Source organism: Streptomyces soli, assembly GCF_003999195.1.
GTDB lineage: Bacteria > Actinomycetota > Actinomycetes > Streptomycetales > Streptomycetaceae > Actinacidiphila > Actinacidiphila soli.
Window position 1 is genome coordinate 1 of sequence record NZ_RJVR01000156.1, and the last position, 17,029, is coordinate 17,029.

Consider the following 17,029-nt stretch of genomic DNA (forward strand, 5'->3'; position numbering starts at 1 on the left):
CGGCCGCCGCGGGCTTCGCCGAGGCCGACGACGCGCTGGTCGCCGGCCTCTCCGCCACGGCCCCCGGCTCCGGGGAGGTGCCGGCCGCCCACGCCCAGGCCGAACGGGCCCTCGCCGTCGCCCGCCGCCGGGGCCGCAGTCTGGTCGAGCACGACGAGGTCGGCGCCGGTTCCGTCCTTCCGCTTCTCAGCGACGACGCGGTGCACGCCTTCGCCGACGGCCTGCTGCGCCCGCTGCGCGACCACGATGCCCATGCCCGCGGTGACCTCGTCGCCTCGCTCCAGGCCTGGCTCTCCCGGCACGGCCAGTGGGACGCCGCCGCCGCCGATCTCGGCGTCCACCGCCACACCCTGCGCTACCGCATGCGCCGCGTGGAGGAGATCCTGGGCCGCTCGCTCGACGACCCGGACGTACGGATGGAGCTCTGGCTCGCTCTCAAGGCCTCCGGCTGACCGACGCGCGCCCCTGCCAAAACGGAGCGCTGCGCACCGCACGTACTCCGTACTGGACAAGCACCACAACGCCCGCCCCGCCCTACCGTGTTCGCATGAGCACCCCCACCGCCTTCTGGCTCGCCGGCCGCCAGGCCACTGGCGAGGACAGCTTCGACGTCACCAACGCCTGGGACGGCCGCGTCGTCGGCACCGTCGGCGTGCCCACCGCCGAACAGGTGGAGGAGGCCGTCGCCGCCGCCCACGCCGCCGAGGCCGCGTTCGCGGCGACCCCGGCGCACGTACGCAGTGCCGCGCTGGACCACGTCGCCAAGCGCCTGACCGAGCGGAGCGAGGAGATCGCCCAGCTCATCAGCGCCGAGAACGGCAAGCCGGTGAAGTGGGCGCGCGGCGAGGTCGGCCGCGCGGTCTCGGTCTTCCGGTGGGCGTCGGAGGAGGCCCGTCGCTTCAACAGCGGTGAGGCGCAGCGGCTGGACACCGACGCGGGCGGCGTCGGCCGCCTCGCGCTGACCCGCCGCTTCCCGCGTGGCAGCGTGCTCGGGATCGCGCCGTTCAACTTCCCGCTGAACCTGGTCGCCCACAAGGTCGCACCGGCGATCGCGGTCGGCGCGCCCATCATCCTCAAGCCGGCTCCGGCGACCCCGCTGTCCGCCCTCGTCCTGGGCGAGATCCTGGCGGAGACCGAGGGCCTGCCCGCCGGTGCCTGGAGCGTGCTGACCGTCCCGAACGACCAGATGCCTTCACTGGTGCAGGACAAGCGCCTGCCGGTGATCTCCTTCACCGGCTCGGACAAGGTCGGCTACCAGATCCTGGACTCGGTGCCGCGCAAGCACGTCACTCTGGAGCTGGGCGGCAATGCGGCCGCAGTCGTCCTCGCCGACTGGTCCTCCGAGGAGGACCTGGAGTGGGCGGCGACCAGGATCGCCACCTTCGCCAACTACCAGGGCGGCCAGTCCTGCATCTCGGTCCAGCGCGTGATCGCCGACGCGAGCGTCTACGACCGCCTCGCCGAGAAGATCGTCGCCAAGGTCGAGGCCCAGGTGACAGGTGACCCGTCCGACGACGCCACCGACGTCGGCCCCCTGGTCGACGAGAACGCCGCCAAGCGCGTCGAGTCCTGGGTCGAGGACGCGATCGCCAAGGGCGCCAAGCTCCTCACCGGCGGCAGCCGCGAGGGCGCGACGTACGCGCCCACCGTCCTCGCCGATATCCCGGCCGACGCGATCGTGGCCACCGAGGAGATCTTCGGCCCGGTGCTGTCCCTGCAGAAGGTGGACGGCACGGACGAGGCCTTCGCGGCCGTCAACGACTCCCGCTTCGGCCTGCAGAGCGGTGTCTTCACCCACGACCTGCAGACCGCCTTTCGCGCCCACCGCGCCCTGGAGGTCGGCGGCGTCATCATCGGCGACGCCCCCTCCTACCGCGCCGACCAAATGCCGTACGGCGGCGTCAAGGACTCCGGCATCGGCCGCGAGGGCGTGAAGTACGCGATGGACGACTACACCTACGAGCGCGTGCTGGTCCTGACCGGCCTCGCTCTGTAAGAGCCACCCCCTCCAGCGGTCGGGGCGCGTGTGCGGCGCGCCCCGACCGCGCCTTTCGCTTGTGTGCGAGGGCTGGCGGGCATGCCGGATATGGGGTACATACGGACAAGTAGCACCGCCCGGTAACCGGAGAGGTGGCGTCCCCCATGTCCGCATCCGCACCCGCCCCCCGTCAGGTCTCGGAGCGCGAAGCGCGCCAGGTCGCCGAGGCCGCCCGTGAGCAGGACTGGCGCAGGCCCAGCTTCGCCAAGGAGCTGTTCCTGGGCCGCTTCCGGCTCGACCTGATCCACCCGCATCCCATGCCCGCCGCCGACGACGAACAGCGCGGCGAGGAGTTCCTGGCCAAGCTCAGCGACTTCTGCGAGACGATCGACTCCGCCCGCATCGAGCGCGAGGCGCGTATCCCGGACGAGGTCATCGACGGCCTCAAGGAGCTGGGCGCCCTCGGCATGAAGATCGACACCAAGTACGGCGGCCTGGGCCTCACCCAGGTGTACTACAACAAGGCCCTCGCCCTCGTCGGCTCCGCCAACCCGGCGCTGGGCGCCCTGCTCTCGGCGCATCAGTCGATCGGCGTACCGCAGCCGCTGAAACTTTTCGGCACCACCGAGCAGAAGGAGAAGTTCCTGCCGCGCTGCGCGCGCACGGACATCACCGCCTTCCTGCTCACCGAGCCCGACGTCGGCTCCGACCCGGCCCGCCTGGCCACCAGCGCCGTCCCCACCGAGGACGGCTCGGAGTACGTCCTGGACGGCGTGAAGCTCTGGACGACCAACGGCGTGGTCGCCGACCTCCTGGTCGTGATGGCCCGAGTCCCCAAGTCCGAGGGCCACAAGGGCGGCATCACGGCCTTCGTCGTCGAGACGAACGCCGAGGGCGTCACCGTCGAGAACCGCAACGCCTTCATGGGCCTGCGCGGCCTGGAGAACGGCGTCACCCGCTTCCACCAGGTCCGGGTCCCCGCCGAGAACCGCATCGGCCCTGAGGGCGCAGGCCTGAAGATCGCCCTCACCACGCTCAACACCGGGCGGCTCTCCCTGCCCGCGATGTGCGTGGGCGCGGGCAAGTGGTGCCTGAAGATCGCCCGCGAGTGGTCCGCCGTACGCGAGCAGTGGGGCAAGCCGATCGCCAAGCACGAGGCCGTCGGTTCGAAGATCGCCTTCATCGCCGCCACCACCTTCGCCCTCGAAGCGGTAGTCGACCTCTCCTCCCAGATGGCCGACGAGAACCGCAACGACATCCGCATCGAGGCCGCCCTCGCCAAGCTCTACGGTTCCGAGATGGCCTGGCTGATGGCGGACGAGCTGGTCCAGATCCGCGGCGGCCGGGGCTTCGAGACCGCCGAGTCGCTCGCCGCCCGTGGCGAACGTGCCGTCCCCGCCGAGCAGGTGCTGCGCGACCTGCGCATCAACCGCATCTTCGAGGGCTCCACCGAGATCATGCACCTGCTGATCGCCCGCGAGGCCGTCGACGCCCACCTCTCCGTCGCCGGTGACCTCATCGACCCGGACAAGTCCCTGGGCGACAAGGCCAAGGCCGGCGTCAAGGCCGGCGGCTTCTACGCCCGCTGGCTCCCCAAGCTCGTCGCGGGGCCTGGCCAACTCCCGACCGCGTACGCCGAGTTCGATGACCTGGCCGGACACCTGCGCTATGTGGAGCGCAGCGCCCGCAAGCTCGCCCGCTCCACCTTCTACGCCATGTCCCGCTGGCAGGGCCGCATGGAGACCAAGCAGGGCTTCCTCGGCCGGGTCGTGGACATCGGCGCCGAGCTGTTCGCCATGAGCGCCGCCTGCGTACGAGCCGAGATGCTCCGATCCCAGGGCGACGAGAACGGCCGCGCCGCCCACCAGCTCGCCGACGCCTTCTGCCGCCAGTCCCGGATCCGCGTCGAGGAGCTCTTCGGCCGCCTGTGGAGCAACACCGACGACATCGACCGCCGCGTCGTCGACGGCGTCCTCGGCGGCGCCTACACCTGGCTGGAACAGGGCATCGTCGACCCCTCCGGCGAAGGCCCCTGGATCGCCGACGCCACCCCGGGCCCCTCCAAGGCGGAGAACGTGCACCGTCCCATCCGGTGAGCGCGCGCATGCGGTGAAGATGTCGCTTTCGCCCCGACCGGGGGTCGGGTGCGGGCTACTCTGACCGCATGCGTATCGCCAGTGACGGAACGACCAGCGGGCAGCCGCAGCACGACGGGCCGATCATTCCGATGCCCGAGCTCACGCTGCCCGCGCTGCGCCAGGCCATTGCCACCGTCGTGCCGTCCCGCTTGCCGGAGTTCTTCGAGGAGATGGAGAGGGCCTTTGTCCAGGCCGGTGACGACGGCAGCGTCGTCCCCATCCGCATGTTCTACGAACGGTGGGGCGCCGTCGTGGCGATTGAACGGAACCCGGCCACCGCGCAGCGGCTGCACGCGGCGGAACACGCATTGGACAGCGAGGACCCGGATGTCAGAGCGAGAGCGATCCGCGAGGCCGGCGACATCGTCCGGTCCGCGCATCGCGAGATCGCCGGCGGCTGACTGGCATTGGGAGCACGATCCGGACGATCTGCTGGACGGCCTGCCGGCCGAAGCACTCCGCGAGTTGGATCAGCTCGCCACTGAGATCGCCGTGCGCGACTCGATGGTCTTCCTGGACGGCGCCTCGTACATGGGCCGCTCACCGGGCCTGCGCAGCGAGAGTCGAGGAAGGCTCATGCTGACATACCTGACCGATGTGCGCGGCGAGCGCATCGTCGTCGTCCAGGTGAGCTGGTATGGCTGACCCGGGCGTCCGGCGGCAATGGGAGCGGCCACAATGGTGGGATGGACGACTCTCTCGCCGACCCGCATCTGCGCCTGCCCGGTCAGACCACGACCGGCGGCCCCCGGGACATAGTGATCCTCGGCTCGACCGGGTCGATCGGCACCCAGGCCATCGACGTGGTGCTCCGTAACCCGGACCGCTTCCGCGTGGTGGCCCTCTCGGCGGCCGGCGGCCGGGTCGCGCTGCTCGCCGAGCAGGCCCACCAGCTGGGCGTACAGGCCGTCGCGGTGGCCGCCGAGCAGGCCGCGGGCCCGCTGCGCGAGGCGCTGGCCGTACGGTACGGAAACGAGCCCCTGCCCAGGATCCTGGCCGGGCCCGACGCGGCGACCGAGGTGGCGGCCATGGAGTGCCACTCGGTGCTCAACGGCATCACCGGCTCCATCGGCCTGCGGCCCACGCTGGCCGCCCTGGAGGCCGGACGAATCCTGGTCCTGGCCAACAAGGAGTCGCTGATCGTCGGCGGCCCGCTGGTCAAGGCGGTCGCGAAGCCTGGGCAGATCGTGCCGGTCGACTCCGAGCACTCGGCGCTCTTCCAGGCCCTGATGGGCGGCACCCGGGCCGAGGTCCGCAAGCTCGTCGTCACCGCTTCCGGCGGCCCCTTCCGGGGACGTACGAAGGAGGACCTGGCCGGCGTCACCCCCGAGCAGGCGCTCGCGCACCCGACCTGGGACATGGGCCCGGTCGTGACCATCAACTCGGCGACGCTCGTCAACAAGGGCCTCGAGGTGATCGAGGCCCACCTGCTCTACGACATTCCCTTCGACCGGATTGAGGTCGTAGTCCATCCGCAGTCGTATATCCACTCGATGGTGGAATTCACTGACGGTTCGACACTGGCCCAGGCCGGCCCCCCGGACATGCGGATGCCGATCGCCCTCGGCCTCGGCTGGCCCGAGCGGGTGCCGGACGCCGCGCCGGGCTGCGACTGGACCAAGGCAGCGACCTGGACCTTTTTCCCGCTCGACGACGAGGCGTTCCCCTCGGTGGCGCTGGCCCGTCATGTCGGTAGCCTCGGGGGCACCGCGCCCGCGGTGTTCAACGCGGCCAACGAGGAGTGCGTCGACGCCTTCCTCGCGGGCAGGCTGCCGTTCACCGGGATCGTGGATACCGTCGCACAGGTGGTGAAGGAGCACGGCATCCCGGACACGGGAACTTCGCTCACCGTCGAGGACGTCCTCAATGCGGAGCAGTGGGCCAGGATCCGGGCACGGGAACTGGCAGAGCAGGCGACTACGGAGGCAGCACGCGTATGACGACCCTCATGTGGGCCATCGGGATAGTCGTCTTCTTCTTCGGACTTCTCATCTCGATCGCCTGGCACGAGCTGGGCCACCTCTCGACCGCCAAGCTCTTCAAGATCCGCGTGCCGCAGTACATGGTCGGCTTCGGCCCCACCATCTGGTCCCGGCACAAGGGCGAGACCGAGTACGGCTTCAAGGCCATCCCGCTCGGCGGCTACATCCGTATGATCGGCATGTTCCCGCCCGGCGACGACGGCCGGATCACGGCCCGCTCCACCTCGCCCTGGCGCAGCATGATCGAGGACGCCCGCGAGGCCTCGTACGAGGAGGTCAAGCCCGGCGACGAGACCCGGCTGTTCTACACGCGCAAGCCGTGGAAGCGCGTCATCGTCATGTTCGCCGGGCCGTTCATGAACCTGATCCTGGCCTTCGTGCTCTTCCTGCTGGTGCTGATGGGCTTCGGCAGCACCACCCAGACCACGACCGTCGGCGCAGTCTCGGACTGCGTCATCTCGCAGTCCGACTCGGCCGCGCTCAAGGCCAAGGACCCCTGCGCCAGCAGCAAGTACCCCGAGTCGCCGGCCAAGAAGGCCGGGCTCAAGGCCGGGGACCGGATCATCGCCTTCAACGGCACCTCGGTCGACTCCAGCCAGTGGTCCGTCCTCCAGAAGGAGATCCGCGACACCACGGGCCCGGCCACCATCACCGTCCTGCGGAGCGGGAAGCCGGTCACCCTGCACGCCGACCTCATCAAGAACAAGGTCACCAAGACCGACGGCAACGGCGGCTACTCCGAGGGCCAGTACGTCACGGCCGGATTCCTCGGCTTCACCCCCGCCAGCGGCGTCGTACGGCTGGACTTCCCCCAGTCGGTCGCGCGGATGGGCGACATGGCCCAGAGCGGCGTTCAATCGCTCGTCGCCCTGCCGTCCAAGGTGCCGGACCTGTGGAACTCCGTTTTCAACGGCGCCCCACGCAAGCAGGACTCCCCGGTCGGCATGATCGGCGCCGCCCGCATCGGCGGCGACGTCTTCGCCCTCAACATCCCGGTCACCCAGCGGATCGCCTTCTTCCTCAGCCTCCTCGCCGGGATCAACCTCTCGCTCTTCCTCTTCAACATGCTCCCGCTGCTCCCGCTCGACGGCGGGCACATCGCCGGCGCGCTGTGGGAGTCCGTGCGCCGTAATGTCGCCCGGGTCTTCCGGCGGCCCGACCCCGGCCCCTTCGACGTGGCCAAGCTGATGCCGGTCGCTTACGTCGTCGCCGGTATTTTCATCTGCTTCACGGCGCTGGTCATGGCTGCGGATCTCATCAATCCGGTGCGTTTGACCTAGGTGCGAGGTGAGGTGGGCGGGCCGGGTGCCGTAATCTCGGTAAGCGGAGCCCGCCCACGCCGCCGGGACCTCGATCCACACTTTGGGGACAGCACGCACATGACCGCGATTTCGCTCGGGATCCCGTCCGTTCCGACCAAGCTCGCCGACCGCCGCCCGAGCCGCAAGATCCAGGTCGGATCGGTGGCAGTGGGCGGCGACGCTCCTGTGTCAGTGCAGTCGATGACGACGACCGTGACCGCGGACATCGGCGCCACCCTGCAGCAGATCGCCGAGCTCACCGCCTCGGGCTGCCAGATCGTACGCGTCGCCTGCCCCTCGCAGGACGACGCCGACGCCCTCGCGACCATCGCCAAGAAGTCGCAGATCCCGGTGATCGCGGACATCCATTTCCAGCCGAAGTACGTCTTCGCGGCGATCGACGCCGGGTGCGCGGCCGTCCGCGTCAACCCGGGCAACATCCGGCAGTTCGACGGCAACGTGAAGGAGATCGCGCGCGCGGCCTCCGAGAGCGGCACCCCGATCCGTATCGGCGTCAACGCCGGATCGCTCGACAAGCGCCTCCTGGAGAAGTACGGCAAGGCCACGCCCGAGGCGCTGGTGGAGTCGGCGCTCTGGGAGTGCTCGCTGTTCGAGGAGCACGGCTTCCGGGACATCAAGATCTCGGTGAAGCACAACGACCCGGTCGTCATGGTCAACGCCTACCGGCAGCTCGCCGCCCAGTGCGACTACCCGCTGCACCTCGGCGTGACCGAGGCCGGCCCGGCCTTCCAGGGCACCATCAAGTCGGCCGTCGCCTTCGGCGCCCTGCTGAGCGAGGGCATCGGCGACACGATCCGCGTCTCGCTCTCCGCGCCCCCGGCCGAGGAGGTCAAGGTCGGCATCCAGATCCTGGAGTCGCTGAACCTGCGGCAGCGGCGGCTGGAGATCGTCTCCTGCCCGTCCTGCGGGCGCGCCCAGGTCGACGTCTACAAGCTCGCCGACCAGGTCACGGCAGGCCTGGAGGGCATGGAGGTGCCGCTGCGCGTCGCCGTCATGGGCTGCGTCGTCAACGGTCCCGGCGAGGCCCGCGAGGCCGACCTCGGCGTCGCCTCCGGCAACGGGAAGGGGCAGATCTTCGTCAAGGGCGAGGTCATCAAGACCGTGCCCGAGTCGAAGATCGTGGAGACCCTCATCGAAGAGGCCATGAAGATCGCCGAGCAGATGGAAGCGGACGGCGTCGCCTCCGGCGAGCCCGCCGTCAGCATCAGCTGAACGGCGGTTATCAGCCTTCGGCCGGGGCCCGTACGGTAACCCCGGCCTGGCGGACAGCGTGAAGGATCGGCCCCGGCGAGGTATCGTGCGGGGACCCATGCCGCTGCGGCCGTACGGTGAGGCGCCCAACCGTGTTGACGACGACCACCACAAGAGTCCTGGAGCCCGGCGATCTCGAAGCCGCTCTTGAGGTGCTCAACCGCGACCCGGTCACCAATGCCTTCGTCGCCTCGCGCGTCAACGTAGCGGGGCTCGACCCCTGGCGGCTGGGCGGCGAGATGTGGGGCTGGTACGCGGGCGGCCGGCTGACCTCGCTCTGCTACGCCGGGGCGAACCTCGTCCCGATCTGCGCCGGGCCGGAGGCGATCCGGGCCTTCGCCGAACGGGCCCGCCGTACGGGCCGTCGCTGCTCGTCCATCGTGGGCCCGGCGGAGTCGACCGCCGAGCTGTGGTCACTGTTGGAACGCAGCTGGGGCCCCGCCCGCGAGGTCCGGGCCCGGCAGCCGCTGATGGTCACTCGGGCCCTGCCCGCCGAGGTCGCCCCCGACCCGCTCGTGCGCCGGGTGCGGCGGGACGAGATCGACGTGATCATGCCGGCCTGCGTCGCCATGTTCACCGAAGAGGTCGGCGTCTCCCCGCTCGCCGGCGACGGCGGACTGCTCTACCAGGCCCGCGTCGCCGAACTCGTCACCACCGGGCGGTCGTTCGCCCGCATAGAGAACGGCCGGGTGGTCTTCAAGGCCGAGATCGGTGCGGTCACCCGGCACGCCTGCCAGATCCAGGGCGTCTGGGTCGCCCCCGAACATCGCGGCCGTGGCCTCTCCGAAACCGGAATGTCCGCCGTACTGCACTACGCGCTCCGCGACGTGTCCCCCGTCGCCAGCCTGTACGTCAACGACTACAACGCCCCGGCCCGCGCCGCCTACCGCCGGGTCGGGTTCACCGAGGTCGGCGCTTTCATGAGCGTGCTGTTCTAGTAATGTCCCCGCCCATGGATGACGTGGTGATCGGGCCGGTCGATCTCGCTGCGCGGGTCGACGACGCGCTGGCCGTACAGGCCGTGGCCTTCGGACTCGCCGACGACGAGATCGCCATCCGCCGGCAGATCGTACTGCGGCACCTCACCTACCCCGGCGTGCGCGCACTCGCCGCCACCGCCCCCGGCGACCGGATGGTCGGCTTCGTCTACGGGATGCCCAACAGCCGCGGCCACTGGTGGTCGACCGTCGTCGAGCCCTACATGCGGCAGACCGGCAATGACGACTGGCTCGACGACTCCTTCACCATCACCGAACTGCACGTCCACCCCCGCTTTCAGGGCCGTGGCCTGGGCCGCGAGCTGATCACGACGATCACCGACACCGCTTCCGAGCCGCGCAGCATCCTCTCCGCCATCGACGTCGAGAGCCGCGCCCGCCGCCTCTACCGCGCCCTCGGCTACGTGGACCTGGCCCGCCCCGTGTACTTCCCGAGCGCCCCGAGCCCGTACGCGGTGATGGGCGCCGTGCTTCCGCTGCTCCGGTAGCCGATATCCTCGGGCAGAACCCGCGTCACCACATCCCTGGAGTCCACCATGGTCCTGCGCATGTCCCGTCTGATGCTCAAGACGCTGCGCGACGACCCGGCCGACGCCGAGACCGCGAGCCACAAGCTCCTGGTCCGCGCCGGGTACGTCCGCCGCACCTCCGCGGGAATGTGGACCTGGCTGCCGCTCGGCAAGAGGGTCCTGGAGAACGTCTCCCGCGTCATCCGCGAGGAGATGGACGCCATCGGCGGCCAGGAAGTACTCCTCCCCGCACTGCTGCCGCGCGAGCCGTACGAGGCGACGGGCCGCTGGTCGGAGTACGGCGACCTGCTCTTCCGCCTGAAGGACCGCAAGGGCGCGGACTATCTGCTCGGGCCGACGCACGAGGAGATCTTCACGCAGACGGTGAAGGACCAGTGCACGTCCTACAAGGACCTGCCAGTGATCCTCTACCAGATCCAGACCAAGTTCCGGGACGAGGCCCGGCCGCGCTCGGGAGTGCTGCGCGGCCGTGAGTTCCAGATGAAGGACTCGTACTCCTTCGACACCACGGACGAGGGCCTGGCCGAGTCCTACCGCCTGCACCGCGAGGCCTACATCCGCATCTTCGAGCGGCTCGGCTTCGACTACCGGATCTGCTCCGCCGTCTCCGGCGCGATGGGCGGCTCCGCGTCCGAGGAGTTCCTGGCCCCGGCCGCAGCGGGGGAGGACACCTTCGCCGACTGCCCGGCATGCGACTTCGCCGCCAACACGGAGGCGGTGACCACCGCGCTGGTGCCGGTCGACGGCTCCGCCCACGGGCCGGTGGAGGAGCTGGACACCCCCGACACCCCGACCATCGAGACGCTCGCCGCCCACCTGGGCGTGCCGGCATCGGCGACCCTGAAGAACCTGCTGGTGAAGGTCGACGGCGAGATCACCGCGATCGGCGTCCCCGGCGACCGTGAGGTCGACCTCGGCAAGCTCGCGGAGCACCTCGCCCCGGCCGTCGTGGAACTGGTCACCGCCGACGACTTCACCGGGCGCCCCGACCTGGTGCGCGGCTACGTCGGCCCCCAGGGACTGTCCGGCGTCCCCTACATCGCCGACCCCCGCATCGCCCCCGGCACCGCCTGGATCACCGGCGCCAACGTCGCGGGCAAGCACGCCCGCAACGTCGTCGTCGGCCGTGACTTCGACGTCGACCGCTACCTCGACGTCGTCACCGTCCAGCCCGGCGACCCCTGCCCCACCTGCGGCACCGGTCTGCGGCTCGACCGGGCCATCGAGGTCGGCCACATCTTCCAGCTCGGCCGCAAGTACGCCGACGCCTTCGAGCTCGACGTCCTCGGCCAGAACGGCAAGCCCGTACGCGTCACCATGGGCTCCTACGGCATCGGCGTCTCCCGCGCCGTCGCCGCCCTCGCCGAGCAGACCGCCGACGACCAGGGCCTCTGCTGGCCCCGCGAGGTCGCCCCCGCCGACGTCCACGTTGTCGCCGCCGGCAAGGCCGTCCAGACCGAGCTCGCCCTCGAGCTCGCCGAAAAGCTGCACGCCGCCGGCGTCCGCGTCCTTGTCGACGACCGCCCCGGCGTCTCCCCTGGCGTCAAGTTCACCGACGCCGAGCTCATCGGCGTCCCCACCATCCTCGTCGTCGGCCGCCGCGCCGCCGAAGGCATCATCGAGCTCAAGGACCGCCGCACCGGCACTCGCGAAGAACTCCCCGTCTCCGACGCCCTGTCCCGCCTCAGCTCCTGATCCGGCCTCGCCCCATCCCCAACGCCGGGCTCGCGCCGCTCGGCCCCGGGGGGCCTCTCGGGCTTCGCCCGGCTGTGCCGGACTCCGTCCGTCGGCCCGGGCGCCGCGAGGCCCTTGCCGGGCGGATGGCCGGGATCGCGTTGGCGCCTGCGGGTGTGTGGCCGGGTGCCCCTCTTTTCTGCGCCTCTCGCGGACGGCCTACCCACAACCCGGTGAGAAGGGCACCCGGTGCGAAGCGCCCGGAGGCGAGAGGATCGTAGGGCGAATTCAGCCTGTCCGGCGTTTGAGGACCTGGGGATACCCCCTCTGGGGGAGGGCCCAGGGGGCTGGCCCCCTGGTTTCGGGAAGGGGTGGGGTGGGGGACTACCCCCCGGGCGGCACGTGACCGACAACCCCAGGCGCACCCGGGGCGGCAACCCTGGCACGACGGACGGAGTCCGGCGCGGCGACTCGAAGCCGAGAGGCGCGTTGAAAATCAGAGCCAGGCGGCGAATTCAAGGAGGAGCTCGGCCCAGTCGCGGTCGCCGACGGAGAGACCCCAGGTGCCGGCCTCGACGGCGCGGAAGAGGGTCCAGCCGCGGAGGCGGTCACGGTCGACGTCGAGGGAGTCGGCGAGCTTGGTGATGCGGCGACGGGCGGCGGACTCGGCGCCGGGCGCGGCGGCGAGGGTGTCGAGGCGGTCGCGGGTGAGCCAGGCGAGGTCGTAGGCGGGGTCGCCGACGAGCGGCTTGGGGTCGATGGCGAGCCAGTGGGCGCGGTCGGCGGCGAGGACGTTGCCGTGGTGGTAGTCGCCGTGGAGCAGGACGTCGTCGACGGGCTCCACCAGAAGCCGCTCCCGGGTTTCCAGGGCATCGTCGATGAGGTGGCGGATGTCCGCCGCCCAGGGCTGCTCGCGCCGCTCGCGCAGGGTCGCGGCGAGCCCGGCCGTGTAGCCGGCGACCGATGTGAAGGGGTGATCGTCAGCCGCGGGCACCCACAAGCGCTGCAGGATCGCGGACGCCTCGAGCATGGCCTTCGGCTCGGGGAGGGACCGCAGGGAGACGTCGCCCTGGAGGCGTTCGAGGAGCAGCATGCCTTCCGCCGGGTCGGCGTCGATCAGTCGCACCGCGCCGCGGCCGTCCCAGTGGGCAAGCGCGGCGGCTTCGTTGCGGGTCTCGACGGTGACCAGGCCGGCCTTGAGGACCGCTGGGGTTTCGTCGGCCAGGCGTACGAGCACGATCATGCTGATCTGGCCGCCCGGGGTGAAGACGCGCTCCGGCCGCAGTTCCCACCGCACCAGGTAGTCCGCGACGCGTCCGGGGAGGGAGTCGAGCCAGGCGCGGCCGGCGTCGCCCTCCCAGGCGCTGATCGTACGGACCAGCCGTTCCGGGGGCTGAAGCGGCTGAAGGTGCGTCATCGTCGGTCTGTCCCTCCGTCAGGTCGGGGCTACAGGGCGGTGGCGCCGGAGGACGCCGAGGGGGACGTGTCCGCCGTGCCCGCCGCCCGTTCGGCCAGCCCCGGGAAGGCTACGCTCTCGCCGCGCCAGCGAACCGCGCGTACGGCGGCCTCGCGCAGCCAGCCCGCGGCCTCGGCGCGCAGGTCGGCGGTGGCGGCCCGGACCAGGTCGGCGTAGACCGCGGCGACCCGGTCCTCCAGCTCGGCCGCGAGACGTATGGCCGCCGCCGAGTCCGGCACCGGGAATGGCAGCGCGTACGCCGGTTCGGCCGCGACCGGGGTGCCGCCGAGGTCGGTGACGGTGCGGCGCAGTGTGTCGCGCCGGGCGCGGTGGGCGTCGTACGCCGTACGGGCCTCGTCCGCGCGGCCGGGGGAGACGCGGGCGCCGATCACGCCGTAGCCATAGACGGCGGCGTGCTCGGCGGCCAGAGCAGCCTGGACTGCCGCGAGCGGCGTGAGTGCCATGCGGGGGTCAGCCTTCCTTGAGCAGCAGCACGTGACAGGACCCGGCCGCGGCGACCGAGGCCAGCAGCCGCGCCAGCTCCGACGGGGCGTCGAGCAGCGCCTTCGTACGGGCGTCCGCCAGCGACTGCTCCGCCGACGCGAGAGCCGCCAGGGCTGCGTCCCCGGTACCCGGCGCCACCGGCGACGCCGAGGTCGACGGCGACGCCGAGGCCGACGCCGTGGCCCCGAAGGCCTTCGCGTGCCGCGCGACCTCGGCCCGCAGCGGCGCCAGCCGGCCCGCCAGCGCGGGATACGCCGCGATGACGGCGTCGTATTTGGCCAGCAGTCCCGTACTGTCGCGGCCGGCCGCCGCCTGCAACACCGCCCCGGGCGAGGCGGACGGCGAGGCCTTGAGCGACGCGGCCGTCCTCTGCGCCGAGTCGTCGTTGGAACAACCGCCCAGCAGCGCGCCCACCGCCGGCAGAGCCGACGCGGCCAGCACCGCGCGCCTGCGCGGCGCCGCCTGATTCTTTCCCGTGATCATCAAAGCTGAGGGTACCCGGGCAGCACTCAGCGGCGCGCGGAGGGAGGGGCTCCAGGGGTGCGCCGCAGAGCCTCCGGCGGTGCCCCAGGAGCGGAGGCCAGAGGCCGGCGCAGCGCTTCGAAGCTCGCGGAGCGATGCGAGGGGCGCAGAACGGAACGGAGCGCGGAGGGAGGGGCTCCGGGGGTGTGCCGCGGAAACGCCGCCAGGCGGGAGGCGCAGGACAGGACGGGGCAGGTGGGGCGGCCCGAATCGCGATCGCGGCGCCGGAACCGATAGGCTTTGGGCCGACACGCGACCTACCACCACAACAGCACACGCGGCCGAGGAGTCACCCGGATGAGCACCACCCAGAGCGAAAGGCTGCGCGGGCTGCTGGAGCCGCTCGTCACCAAGGCGGGACTGGATCTGGAAGAGGTCAAGGTGACGCAGGCCGGCAAGCGCCGGCAGCTGCAGGTCGTGGTGGATTCCGACGAGGGCGTACAGCTCGACGCGGTCGCGGAGCTGAGCCGGGAGATCTCGCAGGCGCTGGACGCGTCCGATGCCATGGGCAACGGCGAGTACCTGCTGGAGGTCAGCTCCCCGGGCCTGGACCGCCCCCTCACCGAGCCGCGGCACTTCCGCCGCAACACCGGCCGGCTGGTCAAGTTCACGCTGACCGCCGGGGGCGACACCGTCGCGCGGATCATCGAGGTGGACGACGAGGGACTCGACCTCGAAGTCCCCGGCGTCAAGGGACGCAAGCCCAAGCCCGCCCGCCTCGCCTTCGGCGAGATCGTGAAGGCGCGCATTGAGATCGAGTTCAACCGCAAGGAAGACGGCGCAGCGGATACGGCCGACGCCGAAACCGACAGCGACGAGAACACTGAGGAGGCGTAGCCGTGGACATCGACATGAGTGCCCTGCGGGGTCTGGTACGGGAGAAGGAGATCTCGTTCGATCTGCTGGTCGGAGCGATTGAATCGGCTCTCCTCATCGCGTACCACCGGGAGCCGCACAGCCACCGCAACGCCCGCGTGGAGCTGGACCGTACGAACGGCCACGTGACCGTCTGGGCCAAGGAGGACCCCTCCGAGGTCGCCGAGGGCGAGGAGCCGCGCGAGTTCGACGACACCCCGACCGGGTTCGGGCGGATCGCGGCGACCACCGCCAAGCAGGTGATCCTCCAGCGCCTGCGGGACGCGGAGGACGAGATCACCTTCGGCGAGTTCGCCGGCCGCGAGGGCGACATCGTCACCGGCATCGTCCAGCAGGGCAAGGACCCCAAGAACGTGCTGGTCGACATCGGCAAGCTGGAGGCGATCCTGCCGGTCCAGGAGCAGGTGCCGGGCGAGGACTACAAGCACGGCATCCGCCTGCGCTCGTACGTGGTCCGGGTCGCCAAGGGCGTGCGCGGGCCGTCGGTGACGCTGTCCCGTACGCACCCGAACCTGGTCAAGAAGCTCTTCGCGCTCGAGGTGCCGGAGATCGCCGACGGGTCGGTGGAGATCTCGGCGATCGCCCGCGAGGCCGGTCACCGCACCAAGATCGCGGTCCGCTCGACCCGCTCGGGGCTGAACGCCAAGGGAGCGTGCATCGGCCCGATGGGCGCCCGGGTGCGCGCGGTGATGGCGGAGCTGCACGGTGAGAAGATCGACATCGTGGACTGGTCGGACGACCCGGCGGAGATGGTCGCGAACGCGCTGTCACCCGCTCGGGTGAGCAAGGTCGAGGTCGTGGACCTCGGTGCGAGGTCGGCCCGGGTGACCGTGCCGGACTACCAGCTGTCGCTGGCGATCGGCAAGGAAGGGCAGAACGCCCGTCTGGCCGCCCGGCTCACCGGCTGGCGGATCGACATCCGTCCGGACACCGAGCAGCCTGCCGAGTGATTTCCGGACAGTAACGATCGAACGACCGTGCGTCGAATAACCCGGAGGGGTGAGGTCGGCGCGGGGAGGTAGACTTAAAGGTGTCTGGCCGGACGCACAGCCCAGCATGCCCGGAGCGCACCTGCATCGGTTGCCGGGAACGAGCGGCCAAGAAGGATCTGCTGCGTGTGGTGGTGGTCGGGGACGAACTCGTCCCGGATGATCGCGGTACGCTGCCCGGTCGGGGTGCATATGTGCACCCCGCCACTATCTGTCTCGACCTGGCGGTCCGCCGCCGGGCGTTTCCCCGGGCCCTTCGGGTGCGGGGAACGCTCGATACCGCCGACTTGCGTTGGCACGTCGAGCAGGCAACACCGTAAGCAAGCAAGGAACGCACGGGACACCGTGCGGTCAGGTACCCCCGCGAGTTGGAAGTAGGTCGAGATTGCGATGAGCACTCGATGAGCACGCGATGAGTACGCCCATGAAGTAGCGACGGTCCGGCGGACGACCACCCCGGACCTCAGAAGGAGCGAAGTGGCTAAGGTCCGGGTATACGAACTCGCCAAGGAGTTCGGAGTTGAGAGCAAGGTCGTCATGGCCAAGCTCCAAGAACTTGGCGAATTCGTCCGTTCGGCGTCCTCGACGATCGAGGCGCCGGTTGTCCGCAAGTTGACTGACGCATTGCAGGGCCCCGGCGGCGGTTCCGCCGGGAAGCCTGGTGCGAAGCCCGCGGCGCCGCGCAAGGCTGCGCCCGCGAGGCCGGGTGCCCCCACTCCGGGTGCGCCGGCTCGTCCCGCCGCCCCGGCCGCCAAGCCGGCCGCCGGTCCCTCTCCCGTAACGCCCGTGGCTGGTGCCAAGCCCGCGGG

18 protein-coding genes are annotated in these 17,029 nt (G+C 70.9%); 15 read left to right on the forward strand and 3 right to left on the reverse strand.

What is annotated here, in order from left to right; all coding sequences use genetic code 11:
- The 11 genes from EFK10_RS13635 to EFK10_RS13685 form a co-directional block, all read left to right on the forward strand.
- On the forward strand, positions 1–452 hold a 452-nt coding region (locus tag EFK10_RS13635), incomplete at its 5' end, for a PucR family transcriptional regulator (RefSeq protein WP_164835986.1).
- 95 nt (positions 453–547) lie between these two features.
- Positions 548–1,996, forward strand: coding sequence for an aldehyde dehydrogenase family protein (locus EFK10_RS13640; protein ID WP_127355975.1), 1,449 nt, complete (start codon positions 548–550; stop codon positions 1,994–1,996).
- Between the two features lie 146 nt (positions 1,997–2,142).
- Positions 2,143–4,074, forward strand: coding sequence for an acyl-CoA dehydrogenase family protein (locus EFK10_RS13645; RefSeq protein ID WP_127355976.1), 1,932 nt, complete (start codon positions 2,143–2,145; stop codon positions 4,072–4,074).
- Between the two features lie 68 nt (positions 4,075–4,142).
- Complete coding sequence (locus EFK10_RS13650) at positions 4,143–4,517, forward strand: hypothetical protein (RefSeq protein ID WP_127355977.1); 375 nt, start codon at positions 4,143–4,145, stop codon at positions 4,515–4,517.
- A gap of 64 nt (positions 4,518–4,581) precedes the next feature.
- A complete protein-coding gene (locus EFK10_RS13655) occupies positions 4,582–4,761 on the forward strand; it encodes a hypothetical protein (RefSeq protein WP_127355978.1) in 180 nt (59 codons plus the stop codon).
- Positions 4,762–4,802: 41 nt separating this feature from the next.
- A complete protein-coding gene (dxr, locus tag EFK10_RS13660; RefSeq protein ID WP_127355979.1) occupies positions 4,803–6,056 on the forward strand; it encodes a 1-deoxy-D-xylulose-5-phosphate reductoisomerase in 1,254 nt (417 codons plus the stop codon).
- Positions 6,053–7,378: a M50 family metallopeptidase gene (locus tag EFK10_RS13665; RefSeq protein WP_127355980.1), complete on the forward strand. Its 1,326-nt coding sequence runs from the start codon at positions 6,053–6,055 to the stop codon at positions 7,376–7,378. The genes dxr and EFK10_RS13665 overlap by 4 nt, the downstream gene beginning before the upstream one ends.
- A 99-nt stretch (positions 7,379–7,477) precedes the next feature.
- A complete protein-coding gene (gene ispG / locus EFK10_RS13670; protein WP_127355981.1) occupies positions 7,478–8,632 on the forward strand; it encodes a flavodoxin-dependent (E)-4-hydroxy-3-methylbut-2-enyl-diphosphate synthase in 1,155 nt (384 codons plus the stop codon).
- 131 nt (positions 8,633–8,763) lie between these two features.
- On the forward strand, positions 8,764–9,609 hold the full coding sequence (locus EFK10_RS13675) for a GNAT family N-acetyltransferase (RefSeq protein WP_127355982.1): 846 nt from the start codon (positions 8,764–8,766) through the stop codon (positions 9,607–9,609).
- Positions 9,610–9,623: 14 nt separating this feature from the next.
- Complete coding sequence (locus EFK10_RS13680) at positions 9,624–10,157, forward strand: GNAT family N-acetyltransferase (protein ID WP_127355983.1); 534 nt, start codon at positions 9,624–9,626, stop codon at positions 10,155–10,157.
- 48 nt (positions 10,158–10,205) lie between these two features.
- Positions 10,206–11,894, forward strand: a complete 1,689-nt coding sequence (locus EFK10_RS13685) for a proline--tRNA ligase (protein ID WP_127355984.1) — start codon at positions 10,206–10,208, stop codon at positions 11,892–11,894.
- A gap of 475 nt (positions 11,895–12,369) precedes the next feature.
- Here EFK10_RS13685 and EFK10_RS13690 read toward each other — a convergent pair whose 3' ends face one another.
- Genes EFK10_RS13690 through EFK10_RS13700 form a run of 3 tightly spaced genes read right to left on the reverse strand, consistent with a single transcriptional unit; the run spans position 12,370 to position 14,316 of the window.
- Positions 12,370–13,290: an aminoglycoside phosphotransferase family protein gene (locus EFK10_RS13690; RefSeq protein ID WP_127355985.1), complete on the reverse strand. Its 921-nt coding sequence runs from the start codon at positions 13,288–13,290 to the stop codon at positions 12,370–12,372.
- Positions 13,291–13,319: 29 nt separating this feature from the next.
- The gene (locus tag EFK10_RS13695) at positions 13,320–13,793 is read right to left on the reverse strand and encodes a ferritin-like domain-containing protein (RefSeq protein ID WP_127355986.1); all 474 of its coding nucleotides are present in this window, start codon (positions 13,791–13,793) and stop codon (positions 13,320–13,322) included.
- Positions 13,794–13,800: 7 nt separating this feature from the next.
- Positions 13,801–14,316 (reverse strand): hypothetical protein, encoded by a 516-nt coding sequence (locus EFK10_RS13700; protein ID WP_127355987.1) that lies wholly within the window; start codon positions 14,314–14,316, stop codon positions 13,801–13,803.
- A gap of 336 nt (positions 14,317–14,652) precedes the next feature.
- On the opposite strand from EFK10_RS13700, the gene rimP reads away from it, so the two are divergent.
- The 4 genes from rimP to EFK10_RS13720 all read left to right on the forward strand — a co-directional run.
- Positions 14,653–15,192 carry a ribosome maturation factor RimP gene (rimP, locus tag EFK10_RS13705; RefSeq protein WP_127355988.1) on the forward strand — a complete coding sequence of 180 codons (540 nt, stop codon included), beginning with the start codon at positions 14,653–14,655 and terminating at the stop codon, positions 15,190–15,192.
- A gap of 2 nt (positions 15,193–15,194) precedes the next feature.
- Positions 15,195–16,181, forward strand: coding sequence for a transcription termination factor NusA (nusA, locus tag EFK10_RS13710; RefSeq protein ID WP_127355989.1), 987 nt, complete (start codon positions 15,195–15,197; stop codon positions 16,179–16,181).
- 80 nt (positions 16,182–16,261) lie between these two features.
- A complete protein-coding gene (locus EFK10_RS13715; protein ID WP_127355990.1) occupies positions 16,262–16,540 on the forward strand; it encodes a YlxR family protein in 279 nt (92 codons plus the stop codon).
- 157 nt (positions 16,541–16,697) lie between these two features.
- Positions 16,698–17,029, forward strand: a 332-nt coding sequence (locus tag EFK10_RS13720; RefSeq protein WP_206305441.1) for a translation initiation factor IF-2 N-terminal domain-containing protein, incomplete at its 3' end; no start/stop codon positions are given.